General features: G+C 72.2%; 15 protein-coding genes and 1 riboswitch. Of the genes, 11 read left to right on the top strand and 4 right to left on the bottom strand.

Annotation, left to right across the window (positions count from 1 at the left end; all coding sequences use genetic code 11):
- The first annotated feature begins 29 nt into the window (after positions 1–29).
- The 6 genes from AB0K37_RS00815 (at position 30) to AB0K37_RS00790 (ending at position 4,921) form a co-directional block, all read left to right on the top strand.
- Positions 30–833, top strand: a complete 804-nt coding sequence (locus AB0K37_RS00815; protein ID WP_363972700.1) for a methyltransferase domain-containing protein — start codon at positions 30–32, stop codon at positions 831–833.
- Positions 834–1,037: 204 nt separating this feature from the next.
- Entirely contained in the window at positions 1,038–1,562 is a 525-nt protein-coding gene (locus tag AB0K37_RS00810) for an ATP-binding protein (RefSeq protein ID WP_363972697.1), read from the top strand.
- On the top strand, positions 1,547–2,383 hold the full coding sequence (locus AB0K37_RS00805) for an SAM-dependent methyltransferase (protein ID WP_363972694.1): 837 nt from the start codon (positions 1,547–1,549) through the stop codon (positions 2,381–2,383). The genes AB0K37_RS00810 and AB0K37_RS00805 overlap by 16 nt, the downstream gene beginning before the upstream one ends.
- 172 nt (positions 2,384–2,555) lie before the next feature.
- The gene (locus AB0K37_RS00800) at positions 2,556–3,542 is read left to right on the top strand and encodes a hypothetical protein (RefSeq protein ID WP_363972691.1); all 987 of its coding nucleotides are present in this window, start codon (positions 2,556–2,558) and stop codon (positions 3,540–3,542) included.
- A 26-nt stretch (positions 3,543–3,568) separates the two neighbouring features.
- Positions 3,569–4,330 (top strand): class I SAM-dependent methyltransferase, encoded by a 762-nt coding sequence (locus AB0K37_RS00795; protein ID WP_363972688.1) that lies wholly within the window; start codon positions 3,569–3,571, stop codon positions 4,328–4,330.
- A 9-nt stretch (positions 4,331–4,339) separates the two neighbouring features.
- A complete protein-coding gene (locus tag AB0K37_RS00790) occupies positions 4,340–4,921 on the top strand; it encodes a class I SAM-dependent methyltransferase (RefSeq protein ID WP_363972685.1) in 582 nt (193 codons plus the stop codon).
- A 204-nt stretch (positions 4,922–5,125) separates the two neighbouring features.
- Here AB0K37_RS00790 and AB0K37_RS00785 read toward each other — a convergent pair whose 3' ends face one another.
- The 3 genes from AB0K37_RS00785 to AB0K37_RS00775 form a co-directional block, all read right to left on the bottom strand.
- Entirely contained in the window at positions 5,126–5,959 is an 834-nt protein-coding gene (locus tag AB0K37_RS00785; RefSeq protein ID WP_363972682.1) for an exodeoxyribonuclease III, read from the bottom strand.
- Positions 5,960–6,067: 108 nt separating this feature from the next.
- A complete protein-coding gene (locus tag AB0K37_RS00780) occupies positions 6,068–6,601 on the bottom strand; it encodes a hypothetical protein (RefSeq protein WP_363972679.1) in 534 nt (177 codons plus the stop codon).
- A gap of 68 nt (positions 6,602–6,669) precedes the next feature.
- On the bottom strand, positions 6,670–7,029 hold the full coding sequence (locus AB0K37_RS00775; protein WP_363972676.1) for a hypothetical protein: 360 nt from the start codon (positions 7,027–7,029) through the stop codon (positions 6,670–6,672).
- A 315-nt stretch (positions 7,030–7,344) separates the two neighbouring features.
- Here AB0K37_RS00775 and AB0K37_RS00770 point away from each other — a divergent pair, with 315 nt between their 5' ends.
- The 3 genes from AB0K37_RS00770 (at position 7,345) to AB0K37_RS00760 (ending at position 12,420) form a co-directional block, all read left to right on the top strand.
- Positions 7,345–7,950 carry a hypothetical protein gene (locus AB0K37_RS00770; protein ID WP_363972673.1) on the top strand — a complete coding sequence of 202 codons (606 nt, stop codon included), beginning with the start codon at positions 7,345–7,347 and terminating at the stop codon, positions 7,948–7,950.
- A gap of 220 nt (positions 7,951–8,170) precedes the next feature.
- A complete protein-coding gene (locus tag AB0K37_RS00765) occupies positions 8,171–9,319 on the top strand; it encodes an FKBP-type peptidyl-prolyl cis-trans isomerase (protein ID WP_363972671.1) in 1,149 nt (382 codons plus the stop codon).
- A 215-nt stretch (positions 9,320–9,534) separates the two neighbouring features.
- Positions 9,535–12,420 carry a transglycosylase domain-containing protein gene (locus AB0K37_RS00760; RefSeq protein WP_363972668.1) on the top strand — a complete coding sequence of 962 codons (2,886 nt, stop codon included), beginning with the start codon at positions 9,535–9,537 and terminating at the stop codon, positions 12,418–12,420.
- 13 nt (positions 12,421–12,433) lie between these two features.
- On the opposite strand, the gene AB0K37_RS00755 is transcribed toward AB0K37_RS00760, so the two are convergent.
- Complete coding sequence (locus AB0K37_RS00755; RefSeq protein WP_363972665.1) at positions 12,434–12,808, bottom strand: hypothetical protein; 375 nt, start codon at positions 12,806–12,808, stop codon at positions 12,434–12,436.
- Positions 12,809–12,857: 49 nt separating this feature from the next.
- Positions 12,858–12,973, top strand: a riboswitch (SAM riboswitch).
- Between the two features lie 42 nt (positions 12,974–13,015).
- Here AB0K37_RS00755 and AB0K37_RS00750 point away from each other — a divergent pair.
- Both AB0K37_RS00750 and AB0K37_RS00745 read left to right on the top strand, forming a co-directional pair.
- Positions 13,016–14,275: an aminotransferase class V-fold PLP-dependent enzyme gene (locus AB0K37_RS00750; protein WP_363972662.1), complete on the top strand. Its 1,260-nt coding sequence runs from the start codon at positions 13,016–13,018 to the stop codon at positions 14,273–14,275.
- A 111-nt stretch (positions 14,276–14,386) separates the two neighbouring features.
- On the top strand, positions 14,387–15,761 hold a 1,375-nt coding region (locus AB0K37_RS00745; protein WP_363972659.1), incomplete at its 3' end, for an SseB family protein.

Here is a 15,761-nt window from a genome sequence, read left to right as displayed (position 1 = left end):
CGCGCCACCGGGAAGGCATCATCGGACGGGTGGACTACCTTCTGGACAACCGGCAGGCCGAGGCGGGCGTCCGCTTCAAGGCGATCTCCGAGCTCTTCGACCCGTGGACGTTCCGCCACCTGGACGACGCGGGCCTGCGTCCCGGATGGCGGGTCTGGGAGGTCGGCGCCGGCGGGCCGTCCGTGACGTCCTGGATCGCGGGTCGCGTCGGGGCGGCCGGCCGCGTGCTGGCGACCGACATCGACGTGTCCTGGCTCGCGGACGCGCCGGAGCTCGCCGGAGCCCCGGTCGAGGTCCGGCGCCACGACCTGGTGCGCGACGCCCCGCCCGAGGGGCCGTTCGACCTCGTCCACGCCCGGCTCGTGCTGGTCCACCTCGCCGACCGCGACCGGGCCCTCCGGACGATGATCGACTCCCTGCGGCCCGGCGGCGTGCTGCTGATCGAGGACGCCGACCCGGGGCTCCAGCCGCTGGCCTGCCCCGACGAGCACGGTCCGGACGAACGCCTCGCCAACGCCGTCCGGCGCGGCTTCCGCGCGCTGCTCGCCGAGCGCGGCGCCGACCTCGCCTACGGCCGCAGGCTCCCCCGGCTCCTGCGCGACGCCGGACTGGACGACGTGCGCGCCGACGCGTTCTTCCCCCTCTCGGCCCCGGCCTGCGGCGTCCTGGAGACCGCGTCCATCCTCCAGGTGCGCGAGCGGCTCATCGAGGGCGGGCACGCCACCGCCGAGGAGATCCGCCACCTGCTGGCCGCCATCGCCGCGGGGCGCCTCGACCTCACCCTCGCCCCGCTGATCTCCGTCCGGGGACGCAGACCCGGCGGGGGCCGGTAAGGCGCCGCCATGTGGCGGATCTTGGACGGCGTGTGACGTCCCGCAGGGTGCGGCAAGGCCCTTGCATGCGCGCAAGCGTTGGTGACCGGCCCGAGGCCGCTGCGTAAGAGTGTGTGTTGTTTCACTTCCACGTCCGACATCGACTTGGCCGAGAAGCACATGTTCGCTTACAGCCCGACACGGAGACGTGAAGCCGACAACGCCATGAACGCATCAGACACATGGTCCGGGGCGCCCGTTCTGGTGCCCGCACCCGCTCCCTCGCTGGAGATCGGGATCCCGTCCGCCTGGAACCACAACGGCAAGTCGTCCGGGCGCCTCATCGGCGAGATCGACCTCGCCGCCACGCCGCCCGCCGTGCGGCTCGGCCGCTCCTACGTCCGCGAGCTCGTCGGGCAGCACTTCGGCGCCGACCGGTCCGAGCTCGGCGACCTGGAACTGCTGACCAGCGAGGCCATGACCAACTCGGTGCTGCACGCGCGGCCGCGCCGGGACGGGACGATCACGCTGTCCGTGCTGCACGTCGACCGGTACGTGCGCGTCGAGATCACCGACGGCGGCGCCGCCCAGGGGCAGCCGCGGCCGGCGGACGAGGCGCTGCCGACCGGCGGGCGCGGGCTCGCCCTGATGAAGGCGCTCGCCACCGACTACGGCACCTGCCGGGGCAGGAGCGGCACCTCCACCTTCTGGTTCGGCGTCGGCGTCCGGGACGGATGGCGACTGCCGTGACCTCCGGGGCGGCGCTGAGCCCGGCCCGCCGGGCCGAACCGTCCCCTCCGGGGGGCGGGACCGCGCTCGGCGCCGCCCCGGCCAGCGTCGCCCGCATGTGCAACTACCTCCTAGGCGGCAAGGACAACTACGCCGCGGACCGCGAGTCCGCCGAGCGTGCGCTGCGCAGCTGCCCGGTGGTGCCGCGGCTCGTCCAGGCGAACAGGGGCTTCCTGGACCACGCCGCCGCACTGCTCGCCGGGGAGGCCGGCCTGCGGCAGTTCGTCGACGTCGGCTGCGGGCTGCCCGCGGCCGAGAACCTCGGCGACCTCGTCCGGCGGGCCGACCCGGCCTGCCGCGTCGCCTACGTCGACAACGACCCCATGGTGCTCACGCACGCGCGGGCGCTGCTCGCCGTCGACGCCGGGATGGGCGCCTTCGCCGGGGACGTCCGCGCCCCGGCCGCGCTGCTCGGCGACCCCGGCCTGCGGAGGCTGGTCGACTTCTCCGAGCCCGTCGCGGTGTTCCTGCTCGGCGTCCTGGACTTCGTCGCCGACGAGGACGACCCGGCCGGGATCGTCGCCGCGCTCGCCGCGGGCCTCGCCCCCGGCAGCCACGTGGTGATCAGCCACGCGGTGCGGTCGCCGGAGCTGGACCCGGTCTCCGGGCCGTGCGAGGGCGTCGACACCCCGTTCCGGCCGCGGAGCGAGGACGAGATCGCCCGCATCTGCGCGAGCCTGCGGACGCTCGACCCCTACCCCGCCCGGCTGCCGGGGCCCGCCCCCCTGCCCGACCCGCGCCCGCTGCCGCTCATCGGCTGCGTCGGGCGCGTCCCGGGGTGACGCCGGCATGACCCCCGCGGTGCTCCCCAGGACTTCTGCCGATCGCCCGTCCCGTGCGCGGGGCGCTTCGCTACGATCGAAGCGCCAGCAACTGCCACATCTAGGGCGTGTGATGACAGCGGACGGCGAGCCCCGGTCTCTCTCCGACATCACCAAGGACATGGGACTCAACATGTCCGACGTTGCGGCCTTCTCCGGGCTCGACGAGAGCACGGTCTTCCGGTTGTGGGACAACGTGGAATGGCTCGACCGGGTCAGCGGGCGGTCGCTGCAGAGCCTCATGTCGTCCGTGCCGGGGATCGCCGAGTACTCGATGGCGCACGCCGTCCGGAAGAGGCGCGACGGGCTCGTCGCCGACCTCCACCGCGAAGGGCTCACCGTCGATCTGGACGCCCTGCAGAACTCGGCCGTCGCGCAGCAGCACCTGCTGAACGCGCTGGAGGCCGGGCTGCACATCATGCGCGGCCAGGCGACGCAGAAGACGTCCTCGTTCATCGCCCGCTTCTGGGGCCGCGAGCAGGACACGGCGCTGGAGGCGCTCTACTCCACCGAGGCCGGCCAGGGCCTCCTGCAGGACCCCCAGAAGCTCTACGACTCGTCCATCGACCTGGCCCCGCGGCTGAACCGCAAGACCTACTCGTTCCACTCGATCCTCGCGCTCAACATCCTCACGCACCAGGTCAGCAAGGTGACCGGGGCGCTGGAGGCCGACCTCGGCTTCGAGGTGCCCGGCCGGCAGACCGCCTTCATGATGCGCGGCGTGGTGATGGGCTCGCTGATCAGCTCGAACGACTTCGACCTGGCCGAGCGCTACCGCCAGGAGCTCGACGCGACGCCCGTCTACGCGGCGCTGGAGGAATGGTCGTTCCCCACCTACACGCGAGACGGCCGCATCAGCAGCGACTTCACCCTCCCGAGCTCCCTGTCGCTGCGCAACACGGCCGCCGAGGTGCTCCGCGAGATCGCGGTCTACAACGACGCCTACCTCTACTACCTGGCGTCGACCTACATTCCGCTGGCGCTCAGACGCGACCCGGCGTTCGGCGGGAGGCTCCCCGAGTTGATCCAGGCGCTGGAGCTGCGCGTGGCCGACTGCCGGGACAGAAGGATCAGACAGACCTGCAACACGCTGGTGCGGCGGCTCAAGGGCATCGCCTGAACCAGGCTTTGGAGAATGGGGAGCCGGTGGAGGACACGGCGCAAGCCATCGCGAAACTGACGCGGGCGCGATGGGAGGCGAACGCGCAGTACTGGGTCAAGATCATCCGGGAGCGCCGCGACCGGTACCGGACGGAACTGACCGACGCCGCCGTCCTGGACGCCGTCGGCGACTGCGCCGGCCTCCGCGTCCTGGACGCCGGATGCGGCGAGGGATACCTGGCGCGCAGGCTCGCCTCCATGGGCGCCGAGGTCACGGGCGTGGACGCGGCGCAGGGCCTGATCGACGCGGCCTCGTCTCACCCGGCGCAGGAGGGCAAGGCCACGTTCACCCGCGCCAGCGTCGAGGACCTGCCGCTGGAGGACGACCGGTTCGACCTCGTCCTGTGCAACCACCTGTTCAGCCACCTGCAGGACCCGACCCGCGCCATCCGCGAGTTCTCGCGCGTCCTGCGCAGCGGCGGACGGCTGATCCTGCTGACGCTGCACCCCTGCTTCTACGTGGAGAACGCCGAGCAGGGCGCGGCGAGCAGCGTTCCGGCGGCGCAGTACTTCACCCCGCGCGGCATCGACCAGCGGTTCATGGTGGACGGCCTGGAATCCCCTTCGATGATCACAAGCTGGCTCCGGCCGCTGGAGTACTACGCTGGAACGCTCCGAGACGCCGGATTCGTCATCGCGGACCTGCGCGAACCGCATCCTACGGAGGAGCAGCTGCGGGACGACCCGTGGTGGCGCAAGGGCTTCCCCACGGCCATGTTCATGCTCCTGATCGCGGAGCGCCGTTAGAGTCGTCCCATGGAGGACGTGCCGGCGGAATTAGCGGGGCATCCGGACAGGCTCCGATGGAACGAGAAGTACGCGGAGTCGTCCGGACCGTCGCAGGCCCACCCGCTCGCGGAGCGCGCGCTGTCGCTCGGCATGCCCGACGGCGGGGTGCTCGACCTGGCGTCCGGGCCGTCCGGCAGCGCCCTGCTGGCCGCCTGGACGGGACGCCGCGTGACGGCCGTCGACATCTCCGAGATCGCCCTCTCGCGCCTCGGCGCGGAGGCCCGGCGGCGCGGGCTCGGCCCGCTGGTCACGCTCGTCCAGGCCGACCTGGGCGCCTGGCGGCCCGGCCCGGACAGGTACGCCCTCGTCCTGTGCACGGGGTTCTGGGATCGCGCCGTGTTCGAGCGCGCGGCCGGGGCCGTCCTGCCCGGCGGCCTGCTGGCCTGGGAGGCGTTCACCGAGGCCGCCCGCCGCGACCGGCCGCGGCTCCCCGCCGATTGGTGCCTCAGACCCGGTGAACCCGCCTCACTGCTGCCGGACGGCTACACCGTCCTCGACCAGTACGACGACGGCGGCAAGCGCCGCTTCCTCGCCCGCCGCGGCGACTAGCGCCCCCGACCGGGTGCCGGAACGAACATGCTCCGGCGAGCGGGCGCGGCACGGAGCCGCCCCACCCGCCGGAGCACTGACTCACTGGCCGCGAGACGTCAGCCCGTCAGGCGTCAGCCCTGGGGGTCGATCTCCCCGGCCTTTCTGTAGGCCTCGACCACCAAGTCCGCCGGCCTTCGGCGCGCTCCGCAAGGCGCGGGGCTGTCAGTCGAGGTCGACGACGATCGGGGCGTGGTCGGACGGGCCCTTGCCCTTGCGGGCCTCGCGGTCCACGTACGCGGAGGAGACCCGTCCGGCGACGTCCTCGTTCGCGTAGAACAGGTCGATGCGCATGCCCATGTTCTTGTGGAACGCGCCCGCCCGGTAATCCCAGTACGTGTAGGGGTGGGGCCCCTTCTCGATCGTCGGGACGACGTCGCGCAGGCCGAGGGCCTTCAGGTCTGCGAGCGCCTGCCGCTCGGGGGGCGTGACGTGCGTGGAGCCGACGAAGACGGCCGGGTCCCAGACGTCCTCGTCGGTGGGGGCGACGTTGTAGTCGCCGCAGGCGACCAGCGGCGCCCCCGCGGCCAGTTCCTCCGCGAGGGCGTCGCGGAGGGCCGCGAACCACGCGAGCTTGTAGGCGTAGTGGGCCGACTCCGGAGTGCGGCCGTTCGGCGCGTACAGCGACCAGACCCGCACGCCGCCGCACGTGGCGCCGATCGCGCGGGCCTCGGGCGCCAGCAGGACGGGCTCGTTCAACGCCATCTGCTCGTCCTCGCCTTCGGTCCCCGCCTCACCCGCGTAGGCGGGCTCGCCCGGGAAACCGTTCGAGACGTCCTCGATGCCGACCCGCGAGAGGACGGCCACGCCGTTCCACCGGCCGTCGCCGTGCGCGGCGGTGGCGTACCCGAGTTCCTCGACCTCCGCGGCCGGAAAGAGATCCGCGCGGCACTTGGTCTCCTGGAGGCAGACCACGTCCGGCTTCGTCTCGTCCAGCCAGGTGAGAAGGCGCGGAAGGCGTGCCTTGACGGAATTGACGTTCCACGTCGCGAGGCGCATCCCCCAAGCCTGCCATCCGGCGGGCCTAGGACGGGGTCAGGTTGCAGTCGGGAACCCAGCCGACGACGCCGGTGGCCACGTTCCGCCCGTAGATCCAGAAGTTGCTGGTCACCCCGTTGTCGCAGGAGTAGTAGTCCCAGGGGCCGCTGCCGCGGATCGCGTCGAACTTCTGGCCCGGGCCACGGTCCGCGCCCGGCCTTCGGGGTTGGCGTAGGTCGAGCACGCCCGGGGCCGGGCCGGCAGTTGGACGCAGACCCGGAACGAGCCGCCCCCGAACCAGTCCGGGGTGTTGACCGACGACGCCCCCATGGGCACGGTGGCGCGCTCTCCCCGGGTGCCGTGCTCCTCTTGACCCGACACCTCGGAGCCGACCGGGGCGTCGCGGATGTCGGCGTGCCAGGATCTTTCGCCGGGGTGGTACCAGAGCGTGCCGACGGCGTCCTCCTGCCGGACCGTGCGCAGCGCCCACCAGGGAGCGGTCCTCGATCCGGTGCCGGCCCATCCGCCGAGGGCGGCCGGGGTCGGCCGGTGCTCCCGTCCGGCCGACGCCACGGCCGCGGGGACGGGGCCCGTGAGAGCCGCGCTCGCCACGGCGGTGACGACTGCGGGAAAAGCAAGAACGATCTTCTTGGACGGGCGCACGGGCGCTCCTTGCGGCTCGTGATGGGAGGCGGTCGCGCGGGGTGGCACAACGGGACGGCGTGGCGGCGTCACGGCCGCTCCTGGATGAAGCAGTCCGAGACGTAGCCCTCGACCCTCGTCCTGTTGTTGATCACATAGGTCCAGTGGTCCTTGACGTCGCCGTTCGGGCAGGTCACCGGGTCGGCGAAGCTCTGGCCGCCGTTCCAGGTGTAGCCGTCGCCGGGGTTGCCGAGTCCGCGGACGCGTCCGTTGAGCCGGGGGGTCGCGCGGATCCTGACACCGGGGACGGTGAAGTCACCGGTGCGGTCGGTGACACGTGCTGGAGCGGCGTGCCGGGCGGCCGGAGCGGCGGGCGCCGGGGAGGCCATGGCGGGCGTCACCGGAATCACGGTGATCGCGACGGCCAGTGCGCTGACGGTCTTCAACATGGTTCGCCCTCACCTGGAGTGCCGATGGAATTCTCTTGCCCTCCACATTGCGACTACTTAGAGTGAATGGGCAATCTCATGGCGTGAAGATGCCAGCGGTTGAACCGTCAATGGCCGGGGGCGGCAGGCCGCCCTCCACGCGATGCCGGAATGGGGAGCCGCCAGGTGACACGGTCAGGCGACGGGGGGAAACGGCCCCAGCGTCCCGCCGAAGCGCGTGAGGCCGTGGGCCAGGCCTTGGAGGAGGCCGGTTTCTACGCGGCCCGAGGCCTGCGGCCTCCGACCCAGCGCGTAGATCCGCCCAAGGTGGGCGCCGTGGTCGCGCGCCTCGCCGACGCCACCGAGCGGGAGCTGCTGACCTTCGACGACCCCTCGGGCTGCGTCAGGCAGGGCGTGCCCGAGCGCATGCTCCGGCACGCGGCCCAGTGCGTCCGCCGCGCTGCCGCCCAGGTCCCCACCCTCCGCCAGATCACCTCTCCGCAGGGGCTGGCCCACGACACCGCTTTGGAGACCATCCAGTGGCGCAACGGCGGCAAGGCACGCCTCGTCGAGCAGGTCCCCTTCCGCCTGGCCGTGTTCGACCGCACGACGGCCGTCGTCCCGCTCGATTTGGACGTCTTCTACAACGGCATGCTCATCATCCGCGACCCCGCGGTGGTCACGGCGTTGACCCGGATGCACCACAGCTCCTGGATGTCCGGCGACGACCTCGCCATCGACCGCGACCCGGACCAGCCGCCGGCCCACCTGGTCCCGGTCTTGGTCACCATGCGGGACGGCCTGCCCGACCACGCCGCCGCCGCACGTCTTGGCCTGTCGGCGCGCACCTACGCCCGCCGGGTCAGCGAACTGCTCACCCTTCTCGGCGCCACGAGCCGTTTCCAAGCCGCGATCATCGCTCAGCGCCGCGGGTGGATTTGAACGTCCGTCCGCCGTTCCCGGCGGTGTGGAGGCGTGTGTCACCCCTCCGGCGGGGATATCCTGACGCCTTCCCCTGTCCCCTGCCAGATGACACCGCTCCTTGTGTGACCGGTAGATTGCGGGTCGGCCTCCTTTACCCGGTTTTCACGCTGTGCTTAGCCCGGCCCTGGAAGGGTGGTCACGGTTGTGGTGTCGTCGAACCCGGAGCAAGTGAGGAAACATGTCCGAGGATGACAAGCCCCGGGGCAAGCCGGCGGTCAAGGCGAAGGCGAAGATCCCGAACGCCCAGAGCATCCGCAGCCCCGAGTTCACCCCGCACGGCATCAGCGCGGGCCGCGGCAGCGGGCTGAACCGGCCGTCCGCGCTGACCGCCAAGGAGGCGAAGAAGCGCCGGCTGATGATGATCGCCGGGATCGTGGTCGTCGCGCTCGCGGTCTCCGGCGGGGTGTACTGGTGGGTCAGCCGCCCCGGCCCGAAGGTCGAGGTGACCGGCAAGTTCGCCGCCGAGCCCAAGGTCGAGATCCCGACGAAGCTGGAGCCGACCAAGACGCTCAAGGTGAGCACGCCGATCAAGGGCAGTGGCCCCGTCGCCGCCGAGGGCGACACCGTCTACGTCCAGTTCGCGACCTACAAGTGGGCGAAGGACAAGGACGAGGAGAACTCGCGGGTGAAGAGCACCAGCGAGAAGGTCCGCTCGTCCTACGAGGAGGGCCAGCAGCAGGGCGGCGGCGGCCCGATGCACCTCGTCATCGGCAAGAGCGGGCTCAAGGACATCGACAAGAGCCTCGTCGGCAAGTCCGCCGGCAGCCGGCTCGTCATGCAGCTCCCGCCGTCCAAGGAGCTCACCCAGCTGAGCCCGCAGCAGATCACCGACAAGGACGCGATCCTGTTCATCATGGACGTCCAGGCGGTCGTCCCGAAGAGCCAGCAGCCGCAGGGCACCGCGCAGAAGCTGGACGACAAGTCGCTGCCCAAGGTCGAGGACAAGGGCGCCGGCAAGGAGCCCAAGGTGACGGTCCCGGACGCGGACGCGCCCAAGAAGCTCCAGGCCAAGACCCTCGTCGCGGGCAACGGGCCCGCCCTGGCCAAGGGCGACGAGGCGGTCGTCAACTACACCGGCAAGATCTGGAAGTCCGGCGACAAGTTCGACTCCAGCTGGGACAACAAGCAGCCCGCGACGTTCCCGATCGGCATGGGGCAGACCATCCCCGGCTTCGACAAGGGGCTCACCGGCGCGAAGGTCGGCAGCCGCGTGCTGCTCGTCCTGCCTCCGGACGAGGGCTACGGCAAGAAGGGCAGCCCGCCCAAGATCAAGGGAGACGACACCCTGGTCTTCGTGGTCGACATCCTCGCGAAGGTCTACAAGTGAGCTGACCGAGGCGCGGCCGTGCGCGGGAGCGGCGGGGCACCCGGTCGGGTCCCCGCCGCTCGGCTTTTCGCGAAAGGCCGCACGCTGCGACATCCGTCACGACAACCGGCGAGGCGGATTGCCCGTCCTCCTTTGGGAGAGCGCGGATGCGCATTGGCGGCCGACGCACGGATTCCCTCAGGTATCGTCTGTAACGCATTAAACACGGGGGGCTTGTGAGCGACAGCGAGAAGATCCCGGAGCGCGAGGAACGCTCCGGGACGGGCCAGGCGGACCGGCACGAAAGCGAGGCCGGGGCACCGGCCGGCGCGGACGGTCCCGCGACCGCCACGCTGACCGCGGACACCGAAGCCGCCACCGGAGAAACCGCCGGTGACGCCGAATTCGTCGGCGAGGGCGACATATCTCGAAACGGCGATAAGGAGCCCGAAGAGGCCGCCGGCGCGAGCGAGGGACCCGATTCCCCTCCCGCCGATAACGCCACGGCCTCCGCCGATTCCGCTCCCGGCGCTGCCGAACCCGCCACCGAGGCGCCGACCGGCCCCGCGGAGGCCGCCCCCGACGACGACGCCGGTCCCGACCAGGCCACCGCGCCCGATGACGTGACCGCGTCCCACGAGGTGAGCGCGCCCGTAGACGGCGGCGCGTCCGACGGGGTCGCGGCGCCCGACGACGCCACCGCGCCCGGCGACGTCACCGCATCCCACGAGGTGACCGCGTCCGGCGAGGTGACCGCGTCTCACGAGGTGACCGCCTCCGTTGAGGCCGTCGCGTCCGATGAGGCGGTTGTGACCGACGGTGTCGCCGCGTCTGGTGATGCCACCGCGGTTGATGGTGTCGACGGGGCCGTCACCGGAGATACAAAGAGCATGTCCGCCGCCTCGAAGCGCGACTCGACCCCGCGCGGCTCCCAGGCCGGGGGCCCGCCGCCCGGGTCCGGGCCCGGGCGCGGCAAGGGCGGCGGGGGCAAGGGGCCCGGCAAGCCGCGCAGCCGCGGGTCCCGGTTCCTGCGCCGGGCGCTGTTCCTGATCCTCGGCTTCATCGGATTCTGCATCGCCGCGTTCGGCGTCGCCTACCTGTTCACGCCGGTGCCGTCGGCGCAGGAGCAGGCGATCGCGCAGGGGCCGACGTTCTACTACTCCGACGGCAAGACGCAGATCGCCAAGACCGGGATGAACCGGGACGCGGTCAAGCTCGACAGGATCCCCGAGAGCACCCGGGCCGCGGTGATCGCCGCGGAGAACCGCAGCTTCTACGACGACCCCGGGGTGTCGGTCCAGGGCACGGCGCGGGCGCTGTGGTCCACCGCCACCGGCAAGCAGCTGCAGGGCGGCTCGACGATCACGCAGCAGATGGTCCGCAACTACTACGGCGGCATCGGCAAGGACCGCTCGGTCACCCGCAAGCTCAAGGAGATCATGGTCTCCCTGAAGGTGGGCCGGGAGAAGGACAAGGACTGGATCCTCGAGCAGTACCTCAACACCATCTACTTCGGCCGCGACGCCTACGGCGTGCAGGCCGCCGCGCACGCCTACTACGACAAGGACGTCTCGAAGCTGACGCCCGCGGAGGGCGCCTACCTCGCCGCCGCGATCCAGCAGCCGAGCAACTTCGCCGACCCGACCGGCCCCCGCCGCGCCTACTCCGAGCAGCGCTGGCGCGCGATCCTCGGCAACATGGTCCGGGACGGGGCGCTCACCTCGTCCGAGGCGGCCTCGCTGACCTTCCCGGCCCCCGGCAAGGAGAAGATCACCGACGTCCTCAAGGGCCAGCGCGGCTACATGGTGAACGTGGCCAAGAAGGAGCTCACCGAGCGCCGCGGCTACAGCGAGGACGAGATCAACCGCAGCGGGCTGAAGATCACCACGACGTTCGACAAGCGGCTGATGGACGCGATGAAGCAGGCCGTCGCGAACAACGCCCCGAACGGGATGAGCAAGAAGATCCGCACCGGCGCGGTGTCGGTCGACCCGAAGACCGGGCAGGTGGTCGCCTTCTACGGCGGCCGCGGCTACCTGGAGGAGGCGCTGAGCAGCGCCTTCGGCGACTGGGCGCAGGCCGGGTCGGGGTTCAAGCCGATCGCGCTGGCGGCCGCGCTGGACGACGGGAAGACGCTGTCCACCAGTTACGACGGCAGCTCCCCGCAGTACTTCCACGGCGCGCCCATCCGCAACGACAGCAACGAGAACTTCGGGACGGTCAACCTCGTCACCGCCACCGAGCACTCGATCAACACGGCCTACGTCAACCTCGGCCAGGACATCGGCAACAAGAAGATCGCCGCGATGGCCGAGAAGATGGGCATCCCCGCGGCGCGGATGAACGCCGACCAGCGGAGCGCCGCCACGTTCCCGCTCGGCATCGTGTCGCTGCACCCCGTCGAGCAGGCCAGCGTGTACTCGACGTTCGCCTCCGAGGGCGTGCACCGGACGCCGTTCGTGGTGAAGTCGGTCACCGACAACGAGAACCACAAGCGCACGTTCACCGAGAAGGGCGAGCGGGCGTTCAGCCAGCAGGTCGCCCGTGACGCCACCTACGCCATGCAGAAGGTCGTGCAGGGCGGCACCGGCACCGGCGCGCAGCTGCCCGACGGACGCGACGTCGCCGGCAAGACGGGCACCACCGACAAGGGCCGCGCGATCTGGTTCAACGGGTTCATCCCGCAGATGGCGACGACGGTCGCGATGTTCCGCAGCGACGGCAAGCCGCTGAACATCCCCGGGTACGGCGCGTACGGCGGGCAGCTGCCCGCCCAGATCTGGCGCTCGTACATGTCGGACGCGGTGAACATCAAGGGCTACGAGCCCGACTCCTTCGGGGAGCCGTCGATGACGCCCGGCAGCGGCTTCGGCGGCCCGACGCAGGACACTCCCCCGAGCGGCCCGCAGCCGCCGGAAACCCGCGGGCCGGTCGAGCCGCCGCCGTCCACGGAGCAGCCCGACATCCCGGCGCCCCCTACCGACCTGCCGACCATCATCCCGCCGCAGGAGCCCGGTGGTGGCGACCCCGGTGGCGGAACGGGCGGCGATCCGGGAGGCGGAACGGGGGGCGACCCCGGTGGCGGAACCGGTGGCGGACCGCTGGGCGGAACCGGCGGGTAGCCCCGGCGGCCCCTCAGTCGCAGGCCTTGCCGATGACGGCCGGCGTCTCCCTGATCACGCTGTCGAGCCGGGAGACGTCGCCGTCGCCGACCCCGGGCGCGGCGTCGCGGAGCCTGCTCGCCTCCGCCTTCAGCGCCTTGCCCAGGTCGGCGTCGTCGGCCTGCTTCGCGAGGCCGTCGACGCGTCCGGCGAGCTGCTCGGTGGCCTGCCGCCACTGCGCGGGCTCGGCCGCCGGAACGCTCCGCACCTGGGTGACGTACTGCTGGAACGCCTTCTTCGTGTCGGTGCACACCTGGGCGGAGTTGCCGCCGCCCAGCGCTCCGCACCCGCTGAGGGCGCCGAGCACCAGCGCGCCGCCGGCCAGCGTCCGAACCACCCGGTACCGCATCGCACCCTCCCCTTGATCCCCGATCGGCTCCGCATATACTTCCGCATGAGGTCATGAGCGCCAGCGCAAAGCCCCGGCTTGCTGGCCGGCAACCCTTCGTCCGCGATGGGGTGCCCCGGGTGAGGACCTGGCCGGACGCGCACCGCGTTCCGGCAAGCGCGGATCCCGGCCGGCATCCCGGGGTCCCTGACCCCGGAAGGTCCAGGCATGCCCACGCTGCTCGCCCGCTCCCCCATCACGCCTGCTGTGACGCGCACGGAGGGGGTCCGGGTTCGCCCGATTCCCCGCGTCATCGGAGCGGACGTCCCGGTCCCTGTGCGGGACGGCCGCCGCGTCCCCTACGCCAACTTCGACTACGCGGCCAGCGCGCCCTGTCTGGAGGCGGTGCACGAGGCCGTCACCCGCGCGCTGCCGTACTACAGCAGCGTCCATCGCGGCGCGGGATACGCGTCGCAGGTCACGACGTCCGCCTACGAGGACGCGCGGGAGACCGTGCGGTCGTTCCTCGGCGCGTGGCGGCGCTCGGCCGTGGTGTTCACGCGCAACACCACCGACTCGATGAACCTGCTCGCGCACGCCGTCCCGGCCGGGACGAGCGTCGTCGTCTTCGAGAGCGAGCACCACGCGTCGCTGCTGCCGTGGAAGCGCGCCGTGCGCCTCCCGGCGCCCGCCACCCCGGCCGAGGCGCTGTCGGCCGCCGACCGCGCGCTGCGCTCGTGCCCGATCGGGTCGCGGCTGCTCGTCGTCACCGCCGCGTCCAACGTCACCGGCGAGCTGTGGCCGATCGAGGAGCTCGCGCACGTCGCGCACCGCAACGGCGCCCGCATCGCGGTCGACGCGGCGCAGCTCGTCCCGCACCGCCCTCTGGACATGACCGCGCTCGGCCTCGACTACGTCGCGTTCTCAGGGCACAAGCTGTACGCGCCGTTCGGTGCGGGCGTGCTCGCCGGACGCGCCGACTGGCTGCGCGCCGCCGAGCCCTACCTCAAGGGCGGCGGCGCCAGCGCCTCGGTCGGGGAGACGACCCGGTGGGCGGCCTCCGCCGAGCAGCGGCACGAGGCGGGCTCCCCGAACGTCCTCGGCGCCCTCGCGCTGGCCGCCGCGTGCGAGACGCTGTCCCCGGCCTGGGACGACCTGGCCGTCCGGGAAGAGGCGCTGGTGGAACGGCTGCGGTCGGGACTCGCGGCGCTCCCCCACGTCAGGGAGCTGACGCTGTGGGGGGAGCGGGCGCCGCGCGTCGGGATCGTGTCGTTCACCGTGGACGGCTGGAACGCGCGGGACGTGGCGCTTACGCTGTCCGACGAGCATGGCATCGGCGTCCGCGACGGGAAGTTCTGCGCCCACCCCTTCGTCCGGCACCTGCTGGGCGAGGACCGGAGCGCCGTCCGTGCGAGCATCGGCATCGGGACGGAGGAGGAGCACATCGACCGGCTCCTCGCCGCCCTCGCCGCGTTGACTGCACGCTGACAGCCTCTGACCTGCGATCTCTCGCGCGCAGTCAGATGATTATGCTCTTTGGTCCTGTTCGCCCATGTAGCGTAGGCAGTCGCGCGGGGACGAGCACGCTAGAAACAGGGGGTGGCGACCGTGGCCGACGCGTGGCGACCCACGTCGGAACTGGAGCACCGACTGCAGGAGACCGTACGGGCCGGCGACCAGGAGAGCTACTTCCGCCTCCTCGGGGACGCCGACCTCGTCGTTCCCGTCCCGCCCGACCTGGTGGACGGCGTCCTCGCGGGGGAGGCGCAGCCGTCGTGGCCCACCCAGGAGGAGGACGGCCGGGTCCACGTCCTGGCCTACACGTCGGCGGCGGCGATGCGGGCGTGCCTCGGGCCGTCGTACCAGCACTTCATGACCGTGCGGTTCGGCGACATCGCCGAGGGCTGGCCGGACGACCGCTGGTGGCTCGCCGTCGACGTTCCCGCGCGCGGCGTCCCCGCCGCGCTGCCGATCGAGGCGCGGCTGCCGGCCTGGTTCGTCCGGCAGGTCGCCGACGGCGACGGCCGCCCCCCGCAGGTCGGCCGCGCGTCCCCGCCGTGGGAGGAGCTGCGCGACCAGCACCGCGACCTGCCCCGCGAGGCGCCGCGCCCGGAGTTCCAGCCGGCCAACGACGTCGAGCGCGAGCTGCTGCGGGCCGCCGCGAACAACGACCACGACCTGTTCCTGCAGACGCTGGCGGCCACCGACGTTCTGCTGCCCGTCCCGGACGACATGGACTTCTCGCTGCGTCCGGGCCGCCCCGGCTTCCCGTGGCAGACCCGCGAGGTCGACGGCTCCACCGTCGTCCCGGTCTTCACCTCGCCGGAGCGGCTGGCCGAGGCGTCCGGGCCCGGCACCGAGCACATCGCGCTGCCGTTCACCGTCGTGCTGCGCTACTGGCCGGACGCCGACTGGCTCCTCGCCATCAACTCCGGCTCGCCCGCGGGCGGCACCGTCCTCGCGCAGCAGCTCCCCGGCCTCGCCACCTGGGCCGACCAGCGCGCCGCCCAGCGGATGACGGACCGCTTCGAGCCCCAGAACGACATCGAGCAGCGCCTCTTCGACGCCGCCCGCCGCCGCGACACCGAGGCCTTCTTCAAGATCATTCTCGGCGCCCAGGTGCTGGTCCCCGTGGACGCCGAAACCCCGTGGGGCATCGTTCCCGGCGACCCCGAATTCCCGTGGCGCCCCGTCCGCGTCCACGGCCGCACGTCGATCCAGATCTTCACGTCGCTGAAGTGGATGAACGAGGCGATCGGCACGTCGCGCTTCATCATGCCGAGCCTGCTGGAGATGGTCACCGCCTGGCCGGACGCCTCGTGGACGCTCGTCCTCAACCCGGGCACGCCCATCGACGCGTCCATGCCGGGCGAGCAGGTCCGCACCCTCAGCGGTCCGCCCGCTCCCCCGTCCGCCGCGACGCCGCCGCCTCCGGCCGCGCCCTCGGTGCCGGTCGCCCCCGCCGTCCCGGCCG

The organism is Actinomadura sp. NPDC049753 (genome assembly GCF_040674655.1).
Lineage (GTDB): Bacteria > Actinomycetota > Actinomycetes > Streptosporangiales > Streptosporangiaceae > Spirillospora > Spirillospora verrucosospora.
Note: the sequence above shows the minus strand (reverse complement) of the source record. Positions and strands in the feature narration are given on the sequence as shown.

Coding starts and splice junctions, on each gene's coding strand:
- AB0K37_RS00805 (WP_363972694.1), top strand. CDS start 1,547: ATGGCGACTGCCGTGACCTCCGGGGCGGCGCTGAGCCCGGCCCGCCGG.
- AB0K37_RS00790 (WP_363972685.1), top strand. CDS start 4,340: ATGGAGGACGTGCCGGCGGAATTAGCGGGGCATCCGGACAGGCTCCGA.
- AB0K37_RS00800 (WP_363972691.1), top strand. CDS start 2,556: ATGTCCGACGTTGCGGCCTTCTCCGGGCTCGACGAGAGCACGGTCTTC.
- AB0K37_RS00785 (WP_363972682.1), bottom strand. CDS start 5,959: ATGCGCCTCGCGACGTGGAACGTCAATTCCGTCAAGGCACGCCTTCCG.
- AB0K37_RS00750 (WP_363972662.1), top strand. CDS start 13,016: ATGCCCACGCTGCTCGCCCGCTCCCCCATCACGCCTGCTGTGACGCGC.
- AB0K37_RS00755 (WP_363972665.1), bottom strand. CDS start 12,808: ATGCGGTACCGGGTGGTTCGGACGCTGGCCGGCGGCGCGCTGGTGCTC.
- AB0K37_RS00775 (WP_363972676.1), bottom strand. CDS start 7,029: ATGTTGAAGACCGTCAGCGCACTGGCCGTCGCGATCACCGTGATTCCG.
- AB0K37_RS00765 (WP_363972671.1), top strand. CDS start 8,171: ATGTCCGAGGATGACAAGCCCCGGGGCAAGCCGGCGGTCAAGGCGAAG.
- AB0K37_RS00810 (WP_363972697.1), top strand. CDS start 1,038: ATGAACGCATCAGACACATGGTCCGGGGCGCCCGTTCTGGTGCCCGCA.